This is a genomic window from Paraburkholderia sp. WS6, assembly GCF_030464835.1.
Lineage (GTDB): Bacteria > Pseudomonadota > Gammaproteobacteria > Burkholderiales > Burkholderiaceae > Paraburkholderia > Paraburkholderia madseniana.
On the sequence record NZ_JALQCK010000007.1, the window covers coordinates 1 to 20,702 of the forward strand.

Sequence of the window (20,702 nt, forward strand, 5' to 3'; positions counted from 1 at the left end):
CAGCCTTATTTGCAGCCCGACAATTATTAACCCTATTTGCGGGATGTTGTACTAGCGTGCGTGCGTACGGTGCGCCGCCAGCTTCAGCGCGTGCCGATGTAGGCAACCACGTCGATCTCCACGAGCACACCCTGCAGACCGGCTTCCACCGTCGTTCGCGCCGGTTTGTGCTGGGCAAACCAGCTTGCATAGAGTGCGTTGAAGCGGCTAAAAAGCGTTAAGTCGGTTAGATAGACTGTGACCTTGACGACGTCATCCAGTCCGGCGCCGGCGGCGGCCAGTACCCGCTCGACATTGGCGAGCGTCGCACGGGTCTGCTCTTCGATCGAGTCGCCGATCACCTTCCGGTCGGCGTCGCGCGGCGTCTGGCCAGACAGGAAGACGAAGTCGCCCGCGACCATCGCTGAAGAATAGTGCCCGCCTGGTTTGAGGTCGGGTGGATTGACACCACGCAATGCGCGGCGCGTGCCACTGTCGTTCATGTTTTTCCCATCGCCTTGATGTGGCGTTTTTCCGACTTGCCGCATGACGTGCGCGGCAAATCGCGTTGTATCACTTCAATCGACGCCTCCCGCTGCGGGCCTCGCGGCCTAGCGACGGCTCCCGAGTTGCTCACGCACTTCCCACGACCCTTCGGTGTTAAGCACCATCGCGCTAGGGTAGAGATAGGCAGTCGTGCAAGCGTGGCGCGGCAGCAGCATCACCCGGTCGCCGACAGCCAGATCGGTGTCTTCGACCACAACGTGCTCTTCGCTCATCATGATGATCTTGCCGTCCCAGCGAAAGCGCTCGGCCAGCGGCTTGTCCGGCGAGATGGCCTTCGAGCCCGCATCGAGCGTGGCGGTTGTGCTGTTGCGTGAAATCACCGTTGCCAGTACATATGCGCTTGGCGTCCAGCCGAGCGCGGGCAACTCCAGGTCGTGTTGAGCGCTCGAATAGGTCCAACTGCCCGGGGATACGAAGTCGGCGAGCGTGCGCGGCCACAGATCGAACGTATAGCTGCCCCCGGCGATGAGTTTCGTCGACAGTCCGTCTGCATCGGCTGCGCGCGTCAGCGCCGCCACTTTCTCCACGATGGCGGCCACCCGCGTGCGGCGTGCGGCACTGTCGAGATCATGGATGTGGCCGTCGTAGACATGCCATCCTCCAAAGCAGCCGATTGTGGCCAGTTCGCGGGCCAATTGCAGCGTCGCCGCTGCTATCGGCGCGCCAGTTCTGCCCATGCCGGCATCCAGATCGATGAGCAGGGCGAGATTGGTCAACGGCGCCCCGTTCGTCGCGAGACGCCACGCGGCTACGCCAGCCGCCGAGTCGACGAGCGCGTCGACCCGTGCGTCCGGATGAGCGTGCGCCAGCGCGAGCAAGGTACGGATATGAGCGCGGTTCACGGTCGGATACGCCCAGACGACGTGTTTCGCGCCGGCCTCGAGCACCATCGCCACTTCCGCCACGGTAGCGGCCTTGAACGCAGTTACGCCTTCGCGAATCAACCGCTTGACGACCCATCCGGCGCGATGCGTCTTCACATGCGGCATGAGCCGCTCAACCCCTCCACACGCACGGGCAGTCGCATACAGGTTATCGACGATGCCGCGCTCGGATACGATGAAACACGGTGTCTGCAATTCATCTGGCAAGCTGGCTGCCCACGACGGCGCACGTTGGAGAGTGGTGCTCGAAAGGTCGGACATGGTTGGTACGTTAAGAAATAAAAAGGGCGTCGCGCTCACGCGTGCGACGGCACTGCGAGGTATCCGTCGACGTGCGCCCTGAGCTGACTGAGCACTTCTGCATGCTGTTCCCACGACAGCCGGTCGACGCTCATCTTCGGCGTCGCGGGGCGGTCGACGCGGCTATCGTCAACCGCCTGCCCGAGGTCGACGGCCGCCGCGAGATACGCCCGGTCGCGCTCCGGTGTGAAGTCGGTGAGCAGTCGCACCGCTGCCTCTCGCGGCGCGACCATCGCCATTGCGGATACCAATCCCCAGCCGCCCCAGTTCGAGACGCTGGAAACAATCAGATAGTCCGCGGGAATGGCTGCGCTGATCAACGGGCCATTGGGAATGTCGTCGTGGACGATTTCCTCGGGCAGCACGCCCATGCCGATTTCATTGCCGCCGTCGCCGATGCCGATCGTGACCCACGGACGTGGCCACTCGGGATCCTCGAACAGAAGGTGCAGCGGAGCGGTATCGTCGGACATGTCCGCGCCGTACTCGCGATGCGGCTTGCCGTCGCTCGCGGGCGACACCCGCTCAATCGCGACCATATGCGTGATCGGACGTTCGGCCTCGCTTAGCCTGGCTCTCAGCGACTTGACCGATGCCGCGCTCACCGAGGTGATCTCGAACGCCACGTCTTTCGGCAATTCCGTGGTGACCGCCCAGACAGCCTTGCAGCATGGCGCGTCCGAGATCACTGTCACCGGTATGCCGAGGTTCGAAAGTGCGGCGGCCAGGTGGGCCATGCCGCCCAGTCCGTCCGTCTCCGGCGAGGGCGGGACGGCATTGCGTATGAAGAAACCGGTCACGATACCGACGTGGGCGTTCGGCGTGCTCATGATCGAACGCGCGGCCGCTTCCAGCTGACCTTCAACGAACCGCTTCATGCGGCCAATGTCGCGCCGGACGGTTTGGCCAATGATGTCTTCGACTTTTGCTATTCCCATTATCCAATCTCAGTAGCAACGTTGTTCATGCGAGGCGCGACGATCGTTCAGACCGGAATCTTCGTTTCATAGTCGATTCCGATCGAACAGAGCAGCAGGCCGACGCCCATTGCGGCGAAACACATCAGCGCGAGGAAATAGGAGCCGGTGAATTGAACGATTGCGCCGATCGCAATCGGGATCACCATGCCGCCGATATTCCCGCCGAAGTTAAGCAGTCCGCCAAGCGTGCCCACCTTGTTGCGTGAGGCGAGCATCGCGGGGATCGACCAGTACAGACCGCCCCACCGCAGAAAGAAGAGCGTGATGGACAGCAGGATCACAACCATCGTGGGGCTTGTCGCATGTGCCACCGAAAACACCGCAATCGTGGCAACCACGCCGGCGATGCCGAAAATCGTGCGCATGACGCGGTTCGGCGCGGCGCCGCTGGCGAGCCACTTGTCGGCAACATAGGCACCGCAGAGTTCGCCGATAAACCCGCAGAAGAAGATCACGAAGCTGGCGCCGCCCATCTGCTGAATGTTGAAGCCCTGCACCTTCTGCAGATAGGTGGGCATCCATGTCAACAGGCCGTAGTAAAGCGTCGTGCAACACATGAAGCCGACGAACATCAGCAACACTGAGCGATACCTGAAGAAATCGAGCGAGTTGCCTGACAGGTTCTTGGCTTCCTTTTCATCTTCCTTGCGCCGTGCTTGCTCGATGTGTTCCGCTTCGGCTTCATTGACGCCGGGATGTTCGTGCGGTTGATTCTTGATGTAGTACCAGGCGCCGACGCCGCACAGGATCGTGCCGACGCCGGCGATCGCGAATGCGGTTCGCCATGAGTGCGCGACCACGATCAGCCAGGTGATCAGCACCGATCCAAGCGCTGCGCCGAGCGGCGAGCCGCCATCCATCAGCGATGCGCCACGGACCCGCTCATGCTGCGTGAGCCACATTGCATTGAGCGCACCTCCCGCTGAGGCCACGGGCGCTTCTGCGACACCGAGTCCGAGCCTCGTAGCGAGCAAGGACATCGCATTGGTCGTCAATGCACCGAGGCCTTGGAAGGCACCCCAGAGCAAAGTGCACAGCGCGAGGACCAGGCGCGGCTTGAAGCGGTCGACCGCCATGCCGCCTGGAATCTGCATCAGCGTGTACGACCAGAAGAACGAACTCATAATGATGCCTTGCATGACCGGCGTAAGCGTGAACTCGCTTGCGATCATCGGCATTGCGACGGACAGGGATGCACGATCGATGTAGTTGACCGTGACCAGCAGCAACATGATGAGAAAAATCTTCCAGCGAACTGATGTCTTCGGCTGGGCGTACGCCACGACCGCTGCAGGTGCTCTGCTCATGCCTGTTCTCCTGATTCGCTGTTTGAATGTCAGATACACGCCCGGCGCGTTGCGCATCGGCGATGTATGGACCGGTCATCTGCCACGCCGCAGGCGCCCGTTCCGTGCTGCTTGAAATTGAGTATAGGTGCGTGGTTCCGAGTGCAGATAATCGAAAGTGGCCCGGGCAATCGATAGAAATCGCTGATCACGGGTGCACGCCTCGTGCAGGTTTCTTTTTCACGTGGCATTGCGCGTTACAGGTTCCGCGTTCGAGAGCTCGTCGAAATGATGGCCGGGAGCGGTCTGTTGTTCGCACAGACGACGATCATGCGCTGGGTCAAAGGGGATTGGGTGAGGAACAGGCCTGCGTATCAATTGGTTGCGGGTTCGCTCCTTCGCACGAGATTGATGGTGGGTACAAGCATCAGGGAGACGACCGCACCGATCGATATCATCAGGATGGAAGAGAACGTGAGATGGAGGGACTGGTGGAGCGCAAGTCTCACCGCAGCGTTGACGATAGCGTTGGCCGGTACCGAGCCAAGAAGCTGTCGCAACTGATCGGAGGTAACCGCTGCGGTGCCGGTCGAATGAGCAAGCCCATAATTCAGAACCGCACCAAACACGGCTGCGCCAAGCGTGCTGCCGAGGTTACGGGAGAAGAGGTTGGACGCCGTCGCGCTGCCGCGTTCCGACGGCTTGACGATTTCCTGGATCAGAATAAGTGAGCTCACGCTAACTACTCCCATTCCAAAGCCCATAATCAACGAGCCGATTCCTGCAAACAGCGGTGTGCTCTGTGGGGTCAGGGCCGCGAAGACCATGGCGCCAATCGGCAAGAACACGCTGCCGCCGATGAGGGTGCGCCGCAGTCCGAGCCGATGGAAGGAGCGTGCTGCAATGGTAGCGCCGGTTGGCCAACCGACCATTATCATAGTCAACGCGAGGCCTGCCACCACCGGGGACCTGCCCAAGACGCCCTGTACATACATGGGAAGGAAGCTGGTCAGCCCCATTAGCGCCATTCCCGAAAGGACAGTAGCTGCATTGCAGGCCGCGATTGGCCGGTGCCCCCACAAGGAAAACGAAATCATGGGGTCGGCGGCCCGTTGCTCCTGGAGAATGAAGAGTGCGCCGCATATCACGAACAGAGCGAACTCGAGGATGGTCCAAGTACTGACGAATGTCCCGGCATTCGTCAGCGCCACCATGAGAGCGCCGATGCATGCAGCGAAGAGCGTTGCACCGAGGATATCGATCGAAGGGCGTTCGCGCCTTTCCTCTTCATGTAGAAAGACGATGAAGCCGGCGGCGGAGGCGAGGCCAATTGGGATATTGATCCAGAAGATCCAGGCCCATGAAAGGTCGCGAATGAGAATGCCACCTGCCATCGGTCCGACGACCGCAGCGATGGCCCAGACACTGGCGAGATAACCCTGAATTTTCCCTCGTTCGCGTGCTGGATACAGGTCGCCCACGATAGTGAGCGCAACAGGCTGGATCGCTCCAGCGCCGACACCTTGAATCATTCGAAACGCGATCATTGCGGGCATGGACCGTGCAAAACCCGCGAGCACTGATCCCACCAGAAAGATCGCGATGCCAACGAGCATGGTGGGCTTACGACCGTACAGGTCAGCGAGCTTGCCGAATACGACCGTCATCGCGGTCTGCGTGAGCAGAAACGAGGAGAAGACCCAGCTATAAAGATGCAGCCCGCCCAATTGAGTCACGATCTGTGGCATCGCTGTAGACACAATGGTCGCTTCGATAGCGACCATTGCCATTGACGCCATGACCGATGCAATAACGAGCGGTCGTACTGTTTTCAGGTGTTGTGACATGCCGTTTTGTAGAAGGGGCGTCGTCCGCGGTCAGACTTGCTCCTGTAACTTGAGTGGATCTCGGGCCATTCCAGAAATCCGGCGTGACGCGGCCATGAAGATCAGGACGTCTCGAAAAGCGGATTGGGGCGAGTCAGCGGCTCGCGCCCACGGACGATATACTCTATCAAATCACAAGTCTTCATGTGAAGACTTATCTGATAATTATTGAGGGACGGAGAGTCATGAAGGTCAAACCCAACGATGTCAAAAAGCGATTTGACGGGACGGGAGGGCTCTGTCGGCGGTCAAGCGGCAATACGGTTTTTTTAGTTGAAAGACCGCGGATAGTCGATTGAAAGCAGGCTCAGTACGTTTATTGCGAGTACTACGACGCGCCGGTAGCTGCGGATCTTCTTATACTCTTCGAGTGAAGACTTGAGGATGGCGCCGACCTATGCGAACGGTATCGCTACACATGCACTTGAGATCGTCGCCGAGACTGCCCACGAGCCAGGTCGGAGCGTGCCGACCGTGCCGCGCAGGGCCGTCATTCGGCGCGAAGAGATACGCTATCTACGAGCCCCGACAAAACGCGCGCGCACCGGCTTCAACACGAACATTGCAAGGACGGCGGTACTCAGATCGAGCACAATCGCGCAGCCGAACACCGGTACCCAGCTGCTGGTGTGCTGATGCAGCAGCGCGGCCAGCGGGCCGCCGAAGATCGAGCCAATCCCGAACGAGATGTAAAGCCAGCCATAGTTCGCGGTGGCATAGCGGGTACCGAACGTGTCGGTCAGGGTGGAAGGGAACAGCGAAAAAATTTCACCCCAGCCGAAGAACACCACGCCGGACAGCAGCACGAAGAGGACCGCGTTGTCGCGCGTCAGCAGCCAGAGCGCCATCGCCACACCTTCCAGCGCGAACGCGAAACACATCGTGTTTTCGCGCCCCAGACGATCCGATATCCAGCCGAACAGCGGACGGGTCAGACCGTTCGTGAAGCGGTCGATCGTCAGTGCCAGCGGCAACGCGGCGAGCCCGAAGACCAGTACCTTGCTGACGCCGAAGTCAGCGGCGAAGCTTGCCATCTGCGACGTGACCATGAGGCCCGAGGTGGACATCATCGTCATCATCACGAACATCAGCCAGAACAGCGGCGTCCTGAGCATCTCGGACGGACGGTAGTCGCGCGTCGCGACCGCTGTCCGGTTTGCTGCCGAGCCGATACTGTCGGCCGCGGATGGCACTCGCAGGCCTTGCGAGGCGAGCAGGCCAACCACGGCGAAAATGACGCCATACAGCCACAGCGTGGATTCGACGCCGTGCGTTGCCAGCGACGCAGAGATCGGAAAGGTGGTGACAATGGCGCCCATGCCGTAGCCCGCGGCCGCTACGCCGGCGGCGAAGCCGCGTCGATCGGGGAACCAGCGAACCACGAATCCCACCACGCCGACGTAGACGATGCCGGTACCGAGACCGCCGATGCAGCCATACGTGAGGTACAGCATCGACACACTGTGCGTATACGAGGCTAACACCCAGCTCACGCCTGCCAGCAACGTACCGATCGAGATCAGCATGCGCGGCCCGAAACGGTCGATCAGCGCACCCTGGAACGGTGAGAAAAATGCCTGCAGCAGCACCAGCAGTGAGAAGGTCACTTGCAGTTCCGGCAGCGCGATGCCGAGCTTCGCCATGAGCGGCTTCGTCATCAGAGTCCATACATATTGCGGACTCGAAATCGTCATCATGCAAATGAGGCCGAGTCCGAGCTGGATCCAGCGGGTATGCGCGGCTGTTTGCGCGACGGGCGAGGCGGCGCCTTTCAATGATTGCGTGCGGGTGTTCAAAGTGCTTCTCCGTTTCGGATTGAAATATCAACAGATGGAGGACGTGCGCCGTCCTTGCCGTCGGCGCGAACGCTCGCGGGCGGTCGATTCAAAAGGGTGCGGGCAGCGCGGCCGCCCGCTGTTTAGCCGGCGCGCCTACCAGCCAGCCGCGGCCCCGTCGCTGCGCGGGTCATAGCCTGCCTCCAGACATCCGTTGCCGTGCCGGACGATTGCGCCGGCGTGGCCCATTGCTTCGTCGTATGGCAGCATCTGCTCGACGTCATGGCCGAGACGGCGCAGCGCATTGAACGTGTCGGCGGGAAACCGAGCTTCAAGCTTGAGTGATTCATTGGATCGCCCCCAAGTCCGGCCCAGCAGCCAGCGAGGCGCATCGATAGCGGCTTGCGGATTCCAGCCGAAGTGCGCGATCCGCGAAAACACGGCGCTTTGCGATTGCGGCTGGCCGTCGCCGCCCATGTTTCCGTACACCATCGTGCGTCCGTCATCGAAACGCGCGAGTGCCGGGTTCAGCGTGTGAAACGGCCGTCGCCCCGGCGTAAGCGGATTGCGCGCAGAGGGATCGAGCGAGAAGCTACAGCCGCGGTTTTGCCAGTTGATGCCCGAATCCGCAAGCACGAGGCCGCTGCCGAACTCGTGATAAATGCTCTGGATGAAGCTGACGGCCACGCCATCGGCGTCGATCACGCCGAGCCATACTGTGTCGGCCGGTCCGAGACCGCGGCCCCACGGGGCCGCCGCCGACATCGAAATCTGCTCGGCCATCGCGTCGAGCACCGGCGGCGCGAGCAGCGCCTGCGGATCGATGTCCATGTAATCCGGGTCGGTGATGTGCTTGTCGCGTATGGCGAACGCGAGCTTGGTCGCCTCCACGCATGCGTGGACGTATTCGGGCCCGAGCGGATCCATATCGTCGCGCAAGACACGGTCGAGCACACCGAGAATCTGCAGTGAGACAAGCCCTTGTGTAGGCGGCGGCATGTTGTAGATCGTGCCGAGCGAATGCGTGAGTGCCAGCGGCGTGCGCAGCCTTGCGCGATGCTGTTCGAGGTCGGCGAGCGACAATGGACTTTCGAGGGCACGCAGGTCGGCCGCGATGCTCCGTGCGAGATCGCCCCGGTAGAAGTCGTCGAGACCCGCATGGGCGAGACGCTCGAGCGTCGCGGCGAGGCGTGGCTGCACAAAACGCTCGCCGACAGCCGGCACGCGCAGCGGGTTGTCGCCCGTCAGAAACGTCTCGGCGAATCCCGCGACCGATCCGAGTTCGTGCCGCTTGAGCGCGACGCATTCGGACTGGCTGCGCGTGACCGGAATACCGCCTCCCGCGTAGGCGATCGCATCTTCCAGCAGGCGCGCGACCGGGAGCTTGCCACCGAGGGTGTCAGTGGACCAACGATGCGCCAACGCCCAACCGGACACGGTGCCGGCCACCGTATTCGCTGCCAGCGGTCCACGAAACGGGATCGATTGCAGGCCGCGTGCGCGATAGGCGTCGATCGTCGCCGCCGATGCCGCCGCTCCACATGCCTCGATGCCGACGGGCTCTTCGCCCGGCCGCGAAATCAACCAGAAGCCGTCGCCGCCGATGCTGTTCATATGCGGATACACCGCTGCGATGGTCGCCGCGGCGGCAATCATCGCCTCGACGGCATTGCCGTCGTCACGCAGGATCGCGAGCGCGCTTTGCGACGCCAGTGCATGGGGTGTGACCGCCATCCCGCGGATGCCCCGCACAGGATTTAAAAATTCTGCTGACATGTTTCCTCAAACAATCAATCGATCTTCGCTACCCGCTCAGCCGCTACGGGTTCGCATGATCACGTGATACTTCCTATACACAACGAAGCCGGCATCAGCGTGAAGCAACTGCGATGTTCCAGCCGGTTCTCCCTTCCACCCACTCGGCAAGCGACAGCAACGCGGCATCGTGCTGACTCGCACCGACCAGTTGCACCCCAAGCGGCAGCCCCCCCGGACCGAAGCCAACCGGTAACGTCACCGCCGGCACGCCGAGGAAGGTCCAGGGCGTGCAGAACGCCGCATCGCCCGTATAGTCAAGCCCGCGGGGCGCCTCGCCCGACGCGGGCGCTACCAGCAGCGCGTCCAGTCCCGCTGCTTCGGTGAACCACTGGTCAAAGCGAACCGCCATCTGTACCTGCAAGGCCTTCGCTTTCGCATATTCAGTCGCGGGCAAAGCCCGGCCTTCCTCGACCAGAGCCGTGATCGGTGCGCTGACAAGAGCCGGCGAACGGTCTACTAGTTCGCCATGTATCAGCGCCGCTTCAACTGCGACCAAGATCGAAGCATGCCGTGCAGCGTCGAGCAGTTCGGCAGGCAAGTCGGCGCCGACGATTTCTGCGCCATCAGCCCGTAAGCGTATGGCGAGTTGATTCAGCACGTGTTGCTGCGCTTTGTCGATCGGTCCACCGATCTGCTCGCGCAACACGCCGATGCGTGGTGGCCGTTTTGCCGCATCGCCTGGGTCTTTCCTCTTGCGACTGTTATGCGAGGCATGTGGATCGTCCGCATCGCTCCCCGCCAGAATCGATAGCGCATGAACGGCATCAGCGACATTGGTGGTGAAAACGCCAAGGTGATCGAGCGACCCTGACAACGGCAACACGCCGGTCCGCGCAATCGTGCCGTAACTCGGCTTTACCCCGACCACACCGCAATACGCGGCGGGACGGATGACGGATCCGAACGTCTGTGTGCCGAGCGCGAGCGGCACGATGCCTGCCGCAACGGCGGCAGCCGAGCCGCTCGACGAGCCGCCAGGCGTGTGATCGCTATTCCACGGGTTGGTCGTAGCGCCAGGCTGACGCCAGGCGAACTCGGTGGTGACCGTTTTACCGAGTACCGTGGCACCGGCTTCGCGCAAACGGGCGACCACCCATGCGTCCTTGTCGGGCCTGCGCCCTTCGTAGGCCGGCGATCCGTACGCGGTGGGCATATCGGCCGTATCGATCAGGTCTTTTATGCCGACAGGGACGCCCGCGAGCGGCGCGTGGGGAGCGGCGCGATTGACTATCGGCGCCGCCGGCAGATGGATGAAAGCTTGCAACTCAGGCTGCAGCCGTTGCGCCGCATCAAATGCCTGTTGCACGGTCTGATCGATGGTGCGCGTTCCCGAGCGAATCGCGTCACGGATTTCGCGGATGGTGGGGGAGGGGGAAGAATGGCTCATTTCGCGGCTAGTGCTTGATGAATGTAGTTCTGCACGATGAAGGTGCTGTAATTCGGCTGCTGCTTCAAGTTACCGAGTGAGATCTGCGTATCCATTGCAACCGTCAGCGCCTTCGGGGTGATGTCGACGTTCCTGGGATACACGCCTTCGTCCAGCATGCGTTTTACAGCAGCGTTCACGATCTCCGGATCAAGGCCTGGAAACTCGCGGCGGGCGATCGACAGGGTTTCCATGGGATTGGTCTGCATGAAGACGAGTGCCTGTTCCATACCTTTCACGAACCGTGCCGCCACATCGGGGTCCACGCTCCTTTTCGCCGAGATCGATGAGAATGCGTATTCGCCATATAACTTCGGAAAGCCGAGCACTACCTTCATGCCTCTGGCAACGGCCTGATCAAGGCCGGGTTCATACATCACCGCAACCTTGGACTGGCCTGCAACCAGTGGGCCGATCTCGGAGCCGAGCGGTACCTGGGTTAGTTTCACGTCGGCGGGCGACATGCCGTTCTCTTTTAGTAACTTGAAGAACAGCGACGTGCTGGTAGTCGGCATCTGACCCGACACGACCGCCTGGCCCTTCACGTCCTTGATGCCGGTGAATTTGCTGTCCGGCGAGGTGACGATCCACACCGCCGCACCGTTCACAACGTTGGCGATCACATCGACATCCGCGCCTTTTTCGGCGGCGACCGCGGTCCATTCGGGACCATGCAGCGAGAAGTCCGCACTTCCCGACAACACGGCCGACAATGCCGCGCTCGGACTGCCCGCGGTCTGCTTTGTCACATCTAGCCCTTCCTTGGTAAAGAAGCCGCCGTCGATAGCGACGTAGAGCGGCAGATATAGCATCGACTGAAAAGCCTGCGAAATAACAGCTTTTTTGTCGGCGGCCAAGGCGGGCGTTGCGATGCTGACGGCAGAAACAGCGACTGCTGTTGTCAGCGCAGCCAGCATTCTTTTTGCAATGATTGCCATCTTCAGGTCCAGAGAAAGGTTAGATTGACGGGCGAAAAGCAAACAATTCGACCTCGAGTGGCAACGGCGTCAAACCCGTAGCGTCGGTCCATTCGATACCTGCCGCCACGGCAGCAGCTTGCGTTCGACCAGGTCGATCAGGAAATACAACACGAAGCCGATCGCCATCAGCACGAAGAGGCCGGCCCACACGGTGTTCAGGTCGTAAAGACTTGAGGCGGTAAAGATCATGTGGCCAAGCCCTTTCTCTGACGAAATGAATTCACCCACTACTGCGCCCACCAGACCAAAGCCAATGTTGATGCGGAACGTCGAGATCACATAAGGCAGCGTGAACGGAATAACGACTTTCAGGAACACATCGTTCTTGTTCGCGCCAAGCGTGACGAGGAGTGCCTGAAGATCAGGATCGGCCTCTTTCGCTGCCTCGTAAGCGGCTATCAGCGCGACGATCGCAGTCAGCGAAATCGCCAGCGCGACTTTCGAAACGAGCCCGGTGCCGAACCAGAGAATCACAATCGGGGCGAAAGCGATCTTCGGAACGCTGTTGATCGCGACGATAAATGGCTCGATCAGTCGCGCGACGAACGGCGAATACCACAGCGCGAGACCGCAGACCGAGCCGACCGCCGTGCCGAACAGAAAGCCGAGCATGGCTTCGAACATGGTGTAGCCGATATCGACGAAAAGGTCGCCTGATTCGGCGGAGCGAGCCAGGGCGTCGTAGATTTTTGTCGGCGAGCCGACCAGGAAGTTCGATACCCAGCCAAGCCGCGCAGCGCCTTCCCATATCGCAAAGAATGCAATCACCGCGACGAGCTGCAGGGCTGTGCGCCCCCATCCGGTATTCAGCACGGGGCCTGAACGCGTCTGGCTGCGTGTTGCGGAGACTTTCGCGTTATTGATGGATGCGGAATGGTTCATGCTGCCTTTACCTCGGTCTGGATATCGAGTTCCGCGCACAGTGCGTGAAAGTAGCCGGAAAAGTTCGGATCGCTGCGCGCACCGATCGGCGTGCGCGCGCCGATCTCGATGTCATAGACCTTTTTGACTTGCGAAGGCCGGCCGCCTAGCACCACCACACGCTTGGACAACGCGACTGCTTCGTCGATGTCGTGTGTGACCAGTACGACCGTTTTGTGGAACGTCTCGACCGCTTCCATCAGCACGCCTTCCAGATACAACCGGGTCTGATAGTCGAGCGCTGAAAACGGCTCATCGAGCAGGATGATGTCGGGGTCGTTGATCAAGGTGCGGATCAGTGCGACGCGCTGGCGCATGCCACCGGACAGCATGCGGGGATAGGCGTTTTCGAAACCCGCAAGGCCGTAGGTGTTCAGGTATTCCATCGCTATTTCGCGCGCTTGCGCAACCGGCATGCGGGACAACTCGGGCCCGATCAGGACGTTCTGCAATACGGTGCGCCACGGCAACAGCAGGTCACGCTGCATCATGTAGCCGACTTTGCCGCGCAAGCCGGTGACCGCCTGCCCTCGATAGACGATCTCGCCGCTGTCGGGTTCCAGGAGGCCGGCGATTACGTTGAACACGGTCGTCTTCCCGCAGCCCGACGGGCCGATGATGCTGACGAAATCCCGTTCGTTGATGTCGAACGACAATCCACCCAGCACATCGACCGAGCCCTGCTTGCCGGAAAAGGATTTTCGAATGTTTCGCAACGCTAGTTGTACTGACATGCTGATCCTCGTGCTGAACTTGAATCACTTCGCGCTTCGCTTGCGTGCCCGCTCCGCGCAGAGTCGGTACACGGTTGGTTGACGGTTGTGAAGTGTCTGACTGGGGAGCACTTAATTGCTGTTTTCGTCGGTTGTCGGCGAAATATAGGTGCAAAACGCAACAATTGAAATATCCATATTGATTCGATTCGCACAAAGCGTGCCATCGTGCGAGAGCCCCATATACAAGTGCGAAGTGGGTATTTTCAAGTGGAGGTGAGCACACTGCCATGTGCGGAAAGTGTGCAAATGCGCGCAAGGAAGGTGCATCAGGCACAACTAGATCGGCGACGCACCGCCTCAGGGCGAAACGCGGACGGTCGACGGCGAAAGGCCATTGCAAGAAATTCGGGATTGTGAATCGGTGCGAGAGCCGCCTCCAGAATTGAGGCGCCGTACCACCGCGGTTACATCAGAACGTCTAGTCGGTATCGTCGACGCGCTTCCAGAATTCGAACGCGGTGGCGCATGCGTTGCGCGGCGCGCCCGTGGCGAGCAGCAGCCAGAGAAGCAGGCGCGCCTTGCGTGGCCCGAGCCACCCGGAAAACAGCGCACCGCGGCGGGCCAGGTCGATTTCGGAACCAGAAAAGCCATAAGTACGCGCTGCCGTCGATCCCGATCCCGTGCGGCTGGAGACGACGATCGGCAGTCGCGGCACCAACGCCTCGATGCGCTGTGCTTCGTCATCCGAAACATGCCCTGCGCCGTAGGCCGCGATCACTATCCCTTGATATCCCGCCTGGGCGACCGCATCGAGCATCTCACCCGTCTCGCCCAGACATGTTTCGACGAGTGCCACTCGGACCGACAGGTCGGGCTTTGCAAACCGCTGCGAATAGCGCCTGGACGGTGGACGGAAATACTGGGGCATACCCTCGAGCACCATGCCTGCCGGCCCCACGACCGGTGACTCGAAGGTCTCGACGGACATCGAGTTCGCTTTGCGCACCCAGCGCGCCTCATGGATCGTGTTGTTCATCACCACGGCTACACCGCGCTCGCGACTGGCGCCGTACGCTGCGCAGGCCACCGCGGCAAGAATGTTGGCGGGCCCATCCGCACCCGCGGCCAGCGGCGTGCGCATCGCGCCTGTGACCACCAGCGGCTGCGGATGTGTCCACAGAAGATCGAGCAGGAAGGCGGTTTCCTCAAGCGTGTCGGTCCCCTGGGTCAGCACGATCCCGGCGGCGCCGGCAGCCACCATGCACTCTGCCCACACCAGACTGTCCAGCACATGCGCAAGGTTCAGCGAAGGGCTGGGTAACTGCAAAAGCGTCTCGGCGTGAATCTGCGCGATATCAGCCAGACCTGGGACCGCAGTCACCAATTGTTGAGCGGAAAGACGTGGCAACGCGCCAGCGTCGGCATTGTCGGCGGTCATGCATATCGTGCCGCCTAATGCCCCGACAACGATGCTCGGATTGTTCATCGAAGCGTTCCTTTCGAGTGTGTGGAAAGTATCAGCTTAGGCCGTACCTCAAATAACGTGCAAAGACTCGGCACCGACGAGGAGCGCCGCTGTCGCGCCCGGAATCGGTGCGACAGCAATCTTGCACTGCGTGATGCACCGTCCTCGCGCTCGCTTGCACAAGTCCTGCGCATTGCCGTGTGCTCGTGCCGGTGTGGCAAGTGCCCCACTTGCCGATACGTGCTGGATTTACCGCATGGTGGCATGCTTCGTGCCTATAAATGCGTAAATTTCAATTGTTGCAAGTTGCAATTAATGTAGCACGTTGAATCGGAGATCAACCTGTCTCAGGCGCCATATCCGGGATTGGAGTACCTAAACGGACAGGGTCGCTAATCCGACGCAAGCGCGCCGCCGGAATCATTTTGTGTCATTTCTTCTTATGAGGTGAAGCATGTTGAAGCGATTGTTTGCGCGATGCGTGGCTGGGGCGCTGATTGCGAGCGCCGCGACGATGGTGTGCGCGCAGGATGCATCCAAGGTATTACGAATCGTGCCGCAAGCCGATCTGAAGATCCTCGATCCGATCTGGACTACTGCATTTATCACGCGCGACCACGGCTACATGATCTACGACACGCTGTTCGGTGTGGATGCCAAGGGCGTGGTGCAACCGGAGATGGTGGACACGTATACGAGCTCGCCGGACGGCAAGACCTGGACGTTCACGCTGCGCAAGGGGCTCGCGTTCAGCGACGGCAAGCCGGTCACCTCAGCTGACGTTATCGCGTCGATCACGCGCTGGGGCAAGCGCGACGTGTTCGGCGAGCGAATGTTCGCGGCACTGCAGTCGTTCGATGCGGTCGATGCCAAGTCCTTCCGCATGACCTTCAGGCAACCCTTTCCGATGGTCCTCGACGCGCTCGGCAAGCCGTCGGGCAGCGCCGCATTCATCATGCCGAAGCGGGTCGCCGATACGCCGGCGGACCAACAGATCTCTGACTACACCGGGTCCGGCCCCTACATCTTCAAACAGGACGAGTATCGCCCGGGTGCGAAAATTGTGTACATCAAGAACCCGAACTATGTGCCGCGGCCTGAACCGGCTTCCGGTACCGCAGGCGGCAAGCATGTTTATGTCGACCGGGTCGAATGGATCGTGCTCAAGGACGCACAGACGCAGGCCAATGCGATTGCGAACGGTGAAGTGGACATGATCGAATGGATGCCCGCCGAGCAGTACGCCGCGTTCAAGAGCAATCCCAAGCTGGAATTGGTGAAGCCGACTCCCGCCGGGCTCTTCGACCTGCACCTGAATCATCTCGTGCCACCGTTCAACAACCCGAAGATTGCCCAGGCGGCAATTATGGCGATCAACCAGGAAGCGTTGATGCGTGCCCAACTGGTGAACAAGGATCTGTACCGGACGTGTTCGTCGATTTACCCATGCGATTCGCCGTTGGCGTCGACAGAGACTGCCTATTTCACCGGCAAGCCCCAGTTCGCGGCGGCCCGCAATCTGCTGAAGGAAGCGGGCTACGATGGCAAGCCGGTGGTATTGATGTATCCGTCTGATTACGCAGTGCTCAACAAGTTTCCACCCGTCATGGCGCAACTGTTGAAGCAGGCCGGTTTCAATGTCGACCTGCAGGCCATGGACTGGTCTACGCTCGTGACGCGCCGAACCAGCAAGGCGCCGGCCGACAAGGGTGGCTGGAACCTGTTCATTACCGGGTGGGCGCCCGGGGACACGATGAATCCATTGTTCTTCACTCCGCTGACGGGCAATGGCGAAAAGGGCTGGTTCGGCTGGGCGACTGACAACAAGATTGAGCAGCTCAAGAACGATTACCTCGTCAACAACGATCCTGTGCAGCGCAAGAAGATCGCCTCGGCGATCCAACTGGAAACCTACCAGAGCGGCATCCTGGCGCCCTTGGGCGACTTCGATTTCTACTCGGTGATCCGCAAGGGCGTCGTCAGCGGCGTTGTCCCAGCTCCGGTCAACGTGTTCTGGAACATTCGCAAGAGCTAACCCGTGTCGGCGGCTGGCTATTCGCCGGCCGGCCGCCGTCTCGCAGGGCAACGCGAGCCCGTCTATCCGCAAACCGGCTTTGGAGCGTAATCGACATGGCTTTCTTTCTTTTCCGGCGCGTATTGTCGACGGCGCCAGTGCTGGTCATTGTCGCCCTTATCGTGTTCATGATTCTGCGCCTGACGCCGGGCGATCCGGCTGCGGCGCTTGTTGGTGACAACGGCACTAGTGCCGACATCGCGCGGATCCACGCGAGCCTCGGGCTCGACCGGCCGCTGCCGGTGCAGTTCGTCAAATGGACCGGGCAATTGCTGCAGGGCAACCTTGGCGACTCGTACTACATGAAGCAGCCGGTTACCCGGTTGATTGCGCAACGCATCGCACCGACCGTGTCGTTGTCCGCCCTGACGCTGGTGATGACGCTCCTGCTCGCGGTGCCGCTCGGCGTGATCGCGGCTTCGCGGCACGGAGGCTGGCTGGACCGGATGCTGATGGGACTTTCGGTGATGGGATTCTCGGTGCCGTCGTTCGTGGTCGGCTATATCCTCATATGGGCGGTCGCCTTGCATGCGAAGCTGCTGCCGGTGCAGGGGTACGCTCCACTGAGCGCGGGTATCGGTCCGTGGCTCACGCACCTGATCCTGCCCGCCATTACGCTGTCGATCGTCTACCTTGCGCTGATTGCCCGCGTGACGCGCGCTGCGGTTGCGGAGGCGCTGACTGAAGACTACATCCGCACCGCCCGCGCCAAAGGTATCTCCGAAGCACGCGTGCTGATTCGCCATGCGCTGGCCAATGCCGCGGTACCGATCGTCACGGTAATCGGCATTGGCGTCGGCTTGCTGATCGGTGGCGTGGTGGTCACCGAAACCGTCTACGCGATCCCCGGGCTTGGGCAACTCACGGTCGACGCGGTACTGGCGCGCGACTTCCCGCTGGTACAGGGCATCACGCTGTTCTTTTCCTTTGTTTACGTGCTTATCAACCTGCTGGTCGATATGAGCTATCTGCTGCTCGACCCGCGTATCCGCTATTGAGTGAAAGGACGATTGGACATGAGCGACGATCACGATCCGACGACCCTTGCCGCACCGGCCGCCATTCTTGCCAACGTGGAGGTGGCGCCTGCTATACGCTCGCGCACACCACTGTGGCGCCGCGTGCTGCGGAACTGGTCGGTGCGCCTGGGATGCGGCGCACTGGCGCTTCTGGTCTTCGTAGCCGTCGCCGCACCGTGGCTTGGCACGATCGACCCGACCGCGATGGATCCCGCGAGCGCCAACCTCTTACCGGGCGCGACAGCCGAATTCAGTGATCTGTCAGGCGCGACGTTCCAGCACTTCTTCCCGATGGGCACCGACAGTCTCGGCCGGGATACCTGGAGCCGGGTCGCCTATGGTGCGCGCGTGTCCCTGTCGGTCGGCATCACGGTGGCACTGCTGGCGCTCACCTTCGGCGCACTGGTCGGCGTGGCGGCGGGGTATTTTCGCCGCCTCGACGACGTCATCATGCGCGCCATGGACAGCTTGATGGCGATTCCCAGCATCCTGTTCGCGATTACGCTGATGGCGCTCTGGCGGCCGACGCTGGTCACGGTGATCGTCGCGATCACGATTCCCGAAATTCCGCGCGTCGCACGGCTGGTGCGCTCGATCGTACTGAGCATTCGCGAGGAACCCTACATCGAGGCCGCCATTTCGTTGGCCACGCCGACCGTCAAGATTCTGTGGCGTCATATTCTGCCGAATGCAATCGCGCCGCTGATCGTGCAGGGAACATACGTGTGCGCGTCGGCGATCCTGGTGGAAGCGATCCTGTCGTTTCTCGGCGTCGGCCTGCCACCGGATATTCCGACGTGGGGCAACGTCATGGCCGACGGCCGCATGCAGTTCAACCAATATCCTCAGACCGTGTTGTTCCCAGGTGTTTTCCTGGCGCTGACGGTGCTGGCCGTCAACATCATGGGCGACGGATTGCGCGACACGCTCGATCCGAAATTCAACAAACGGGGGGGCTGACGCGATGCGCGACTTCGACTTCAAAACGGCAGCACCCTCCGCCGCCGGGCCGGCCACAACCGTCCTCGCCGTGAATAACCTGACCATTTCCCTTCCGGTCGGAGCCGACCGGCCCCATGCAATCCGGCATGTCTCGCTCGACGTGCGGCAGGGGGAGATTGTCTGCCTGCTGGGCGAGTCGGGCTCGGGCAAGTCGGTGATCGCGCAGGCCGTGATGGGCTTGCTGCCGGCGGCGCTCAAGGCGGTGGACGGCAGCATCGAACTGCTCGGCGAAGACGTGCTCACAGCAAGCCCGGACCGCATCCGCCAATTGCGCGGCGAAAAGATGGCGATGGTTTTCCAGGAGCCGATGACGGCCCTCAATCCGATCATGACGTGCGGCGCGCAGGTCGACGAGATGCTGGCACAGCATAGCCGTGCCGGCGTCGGCGAGAGGCGCCGGCGCATTCTCGAGATCTTCGCCCACGTCAGGCTGCCGGAACCGGAGCGTATCTACGCGTCTTACCCGCATCAGTTGTCGGGCGGACAGCGCCAGCGCATCGTGATTGCGATGGCGCTGATCCTGAAGCCGTCGCTGCTGATCTGCGACGAGCCCACCACCGCGCTCGACGTCACGACCCAGGCCGAGATTCTCAAGCTGATTCGTGAATTGCAGACTGAGAGCGGAACCGCCGTGCTGTTCATCACCCACGATTTCGGCGTCGTCGCCGAAATTGCTGACCGTGTCGTTGTGTTGCGGTTGGGTGACATGGTCGAGCAGGGCGCCAGGTTGCAGGTGTTGCAGCAACCGCGCGAGCCCTATACCCGTATGTTGCTGGCAGCCGTCCCCACGCTGGTGCCGCGTACGCGCGCCCCGGTGGAGAAAGCCTATCCGCTGCTAGACGCGCGTGGGATCGGGAAGACGTATGTGACGGGTTCCTGGCCCAGCCGCAAGCGCGAGGTGCGGGCGGCCCGTGATGTCTCGCTGACGGTGCATCCGGGCGAAACGGTCGGTATCGTGGGCGAGTCCGGTTCGGGAAAATCGACTGTCGCGCGCTGCATTGCGCGGCTGATCGAGCCGAGCGCCGGCGATATTTTCGCCGGCGGCCGATCGGTGGCCAAAGCGCGCGGCCGCGCGCTATATCCGTTCCGGCGCGGCGTACAGGTTGTGTTCCAGGATCCTTACCGGTCGCTGGATCCGCGCCAGACAGTGGGTGCCTCGATCGTCGAAGGGCCGTTGAATTTCGGTGTGCCGTACGCTCAGGCGTGGCAACGTGCCGAAGAACTGATGACGCTGGTACGGCTCAGGCCCGATGCGCTGAATCGCTACCCTAGCGAATTCTCCGGCGGCCAGCGGCAACGCATCTCGATTGCGCGGGCGCTGGCATGCGAGCCACAAGTGTTGATCGCCGACGAGGCGGTCTCCGCACTCGACGTCTCGGTGCAGGCGCAAATTCTCGAACTACTGGATGACATTCAGCAGCGTCTGCGGATCGGCATTCTGTTCATTACACACGATCTGCGGGTGGCCAGCCAGATCTGCGATCGGGTCATCGTGATGCGGCGCGGCGAGATTGTTGAGGAAGGGGCGATCCAGGACGTGTTCCTTGCGCCGCGCCACGAATATACGCGGGCCTTGCTCGCGGCAGCGCCAGGGCGTGGCTTCGCGTTCGGCGCCGCTTGACAA

Annotated in this window: 16 protein-coding genes; 4 read left to right on the top strand and 12 right to left on the bottom strand. The window is 61.3% G+C overall.

Annotation, left to right across the window (positions count from 1 at the left end):
- Window positions 1–83: 83 nt before the first annotated feature.
- From M0D64_RS10555 to M0D64_RS10610, 12 genes are all read right to left on the bottom strand, one after another.
- On the bottom strand, window positions 84–482 hold the full coding sequence (locus M0D64_RS10555) for a RidA family protein (protein WP_266257580.1): 399 nt from the start codon (window positions 480–482) through the stop codon (window positions 84–86).
- Between the two features lie 108 nt (window positions 483–590).
- Window positions 591–1,691 (bottom strand): alanine racemase, encoded by a 1,101-nt coding sequence (locus M0D64_RS10560; RefSeq protein ID WP_266257581.1) that lies wholly within the window; start codon window positions 1,689–1,691, stop codon window positions 591–593.
- A gap of 35 nt (window positions 1,692–1,726) precedes the next feature.
- The gene (locus M0D64_RS10565) at window positions 1,727–2,668 is read right to left on the bottom strand and encodes a glutamate cyclase domain-containing protein (protein WP_266257582.1); all 942 of its coding nucleotides are present in this window, start codon (window positions 2,666–2,668) and stop codon (window positions 1,727–1,729) included.
- Between the two features lie 47 nt (window positions 2,669–2,715).
- Window positions 2,716–4,017 (bottom strand): MFS transporter, encoded by a 1,302-nt coding sequence (locus M0D64_RS10570; RefSeq protein ID WP_266257584.1) that lies wholly within the window; start codon window positions 4,015–4,017, stop codon window positions 2,716–2,718.
- Between the two features lie 353 nt (window positions 4,018–4,370).
- Window positions 4,371–5,843: an MDR family MFS transporter gene (locus M0D64_RS10575; RefSeq protein WP_266257586.1), complete on the bottom strand. Its 1,473-nt coding sequence runs from the start codon at window positions 5,841–5,843 to the stop codon at window positions 4,371–4,373.
- 551 nt (window positions 5,844–6,394) lie between these two features.
- Entirely contained in the window at window positions 6,395–7,678 is a 1,284-nt protein-coding gene (oxlT, locus tag M0D64_RS10580; protein WP_266257587.1) for an oxalate/formate MFS antiporter, read from the bottom strand.
- A gap of 135 nt (window positions 7,679–7,813) precedes the next feature.
- On the bottom strand, window positions 7,814–9,433 hold the full coding sequence (locus M0D64_RS10585; RefSeq protein WP_266257588.1) for a gamma-glutamyltransferase family protein: 1,620 nt from the start codon (window positions 9,431–9,433) through the stop codon (window positions 7,814–7,816).
- A 94-nt stretch (window positions 9,434–9,527) separates the two neighbouring features.
- Entirely contained in the window at window positions 9,528–10,862 is a 1,335-nt protein-coding gene (locus M0D64_RS10590) for an amidase (RefSeq protein ID WP_266257589.1), read from the bottom strand.
- Entirely contained in the window at window positions 10,859–11,881 is a 1,023-nt protein-coding gene (locus M0D64_RS10595; RefSeq protein ID WP_266257591.1) for an ABC transporter substrate-binding protein, read from the bottom strand. Before M0D64_RS10595 ends, M0D64_RS10590 begins: the two co-directional genes overlap by 4 nt.
- A 27-nt stretch (window positions 11,882–11,908) precedes the next feature.
- Window positions 11,909–12,763, bottom strand: coding sequence for an ABC transporter permease (locus M0D64_RS10600; RefSeq protein WP_266257593.1), 855 nt, complete (start codon window positions 12,761–12,763; stop codon window positions 11,909–11,911).
- Complete coding sequence (locus M0D64_RS10605) at window positions 12,760–13,536, bottom strand: ABC transporter ATP-binding protein (protein ID WP_266257594.1); 777 nt, start codon at window positions 13,534–13,536, stop codon at window positions 12,760–12,762. The genes M0D64_RS10600 and M0D64_RS10605 overlap by 4 nt, the downstream gene beginning before the upstream one ends.
- Window positions 13,537–13,996: 460 nt before the next feature.
- On the bottom strand, window positions 13,997–15,004 hold the full coding sequence (locus tag M0D64_RS10610) for an asparaginase (protein WP_266257596.1): 1,008 nt from the start codon (window positions 15,002–15,004) through the stop codon (window positions 13,997–13,999).
- A gap of 433 nt (window positions 15,005–15,437) precedes the next feature.
- Here M0D64_RS10610 and M0D64_RS10615 point away from each other — a divergent pair, with 433 nt between their 5' ends.
- From M0D64_RS10615 to M0D64_RS10630, 4 genes are all read left to right on the top strand, one after another.
- Window positions 15,438–17,018, top strand: a complete 1,581-nt coding sequence (locus M0D64_RS10615; protein ID WP_266257597.1) for an ABC transporter substrate-binding protein — start codon at window positions 15,438–15,440, stop codon at window positions 17,016–17,018.
- Between the two features lie 95 nt (window positions 17,019–17,113).
- Window positions 17,114–18,055, top strand: a complete 942-nt coding sequence (locus M0D64_RS10620) for an ABC transporter permease (protein WP_266257598.1) — start codon at window positions 17,114–17,116, stop codon at window positions 18,053–18,055.
- Window positions 18,056–18,073: 18 nt separating this feature from the next.
- Complete coding sequence (locus tag M0D64_RS10625) at window positions 18,074–19,036, top strand: ABC transporter permease (RefSeq protein WP_266257600.1); 963 nt, start codon at window positions 18,074–18,076, stop codon at window positions 19,034–19,036.
- 4 nt (window positions 19,037–19,040) lie between these two features.
- Window positions 19,041–20,699: an ABC transporter ATP-binding protein gene (locus M0D64_RS10630; protein WP_266257602.1), complete on the top strand. Its 1,659-nt coding sequence runs from the start codon at window positions 19,041–19,043 to the stop codon at window positions 20,697–20,699.
- Window positions 20,700–20,702: the final 3 nt, after the last annotated feature.

Excerpts from the sequence above, each read along its gene's own strand:
- M0D64_RS10555 (WP_266257580.1), bottom strand. The coding sequence starts at position 482 with ATGAACGACAGTGGCACGCGCCGCGCATTGCGTGGTGTCAATCCACCC.
- M0D64_RS10560 (WP_266257581.1), bottom strand. The coding sequence starts at position 1,691 with ATGTCCGACCTTTCGAGCACCACTCTCCAACGTGCGCCGTCGTGGGCA.
- M0D64_RS10565 (WP_266257582.1), bottom strand. The coding sequence starts at position 2,668 with ATGGGAATAGCAAAAGTCGAAGACATCATTGGCCAAACCGTCCGGCGC.
- M0D64_RS10570 (WP_266257584.1), bottom strand. The coding sequence starts at position 4,017 with ATGAGCAGAGCACCTGCAGCGGTCGTGGCGTACGCCCAGCCGAAGACA.
- M0D64_RS10575 (WP_266257586.1), bottom strand. The coding sequence starts at position 5,843 with ATGTCACAACACCTGAAAACAGTACGACCGCTCGTTATTGCATCGGTC.
- M0D64_RS10585 (WP_266257588.1), bottom strand. The coding sequence starts at position 9,433 with ATGTCAGCAGAATTTTTAAATCCTGTGCGGGGCATCCGCGGGATGGCG.
- M0D64_RS10590 (WP_266257589.1), bottom strand. The coding sequence starts at position 10,862 with ATGAGCCATTCTTCCCCCTCCCCCACCATCCGCGAAATCCGTGACGCG.
- M0D64_RS10600 (WP_266257593.1), bottom strand. The coding sequence starts at position 12,763 with ATGAACCATTCCGCATCCATCAATAACGCGAAAGTCTCCGCAACACGC.
- M0D64_RS10605 (WP_266257594.1), bottom strand. The coding sequence starts at position 13,536 with ATGTCAGTACAACTAGCGTTGCGAAACATTCGAAAATCCTTTTCCGGC.
- M0D64_RS10610 (WP_266257596.1), bottom strand. The coding sequence starts at position 15,004 with ATGAACAATCCGAGCATCGTTGTCGGGGCATTAGGCGGCACGATATGC.
- M0D64_RS10615 (WP_266257597.1), top strand. The coding sequence starts at position 15,438 with ATGTTGAAGCGATTGTTTGCGCGATGCGTGGCTGGGGCGCTGATTGCG.
- M0D64_RS10620 (WP_266257598.1), top strand. The coding sequence starts at position 17,114 with ATGGCTTTCTTTCTTTTCCGGCGCGTATTGTCGACGGCGCCAGTGCTG.
- M0D64_RS10625 (WP_266257600.1), top strand. The coding sequence starts at position 18,074 with ATGAGCGACGATCACGATCCGACGACCCTTGCCGCACCGGCCGCCATT.
- M0D64_RS10630 (WP_266257602.1), top strand. The coding sequence starts at position 19,041 with ATGCGCGACTTCGACTTCAAAACGGCAGCACCCTCCGCCGCCGGGCCG.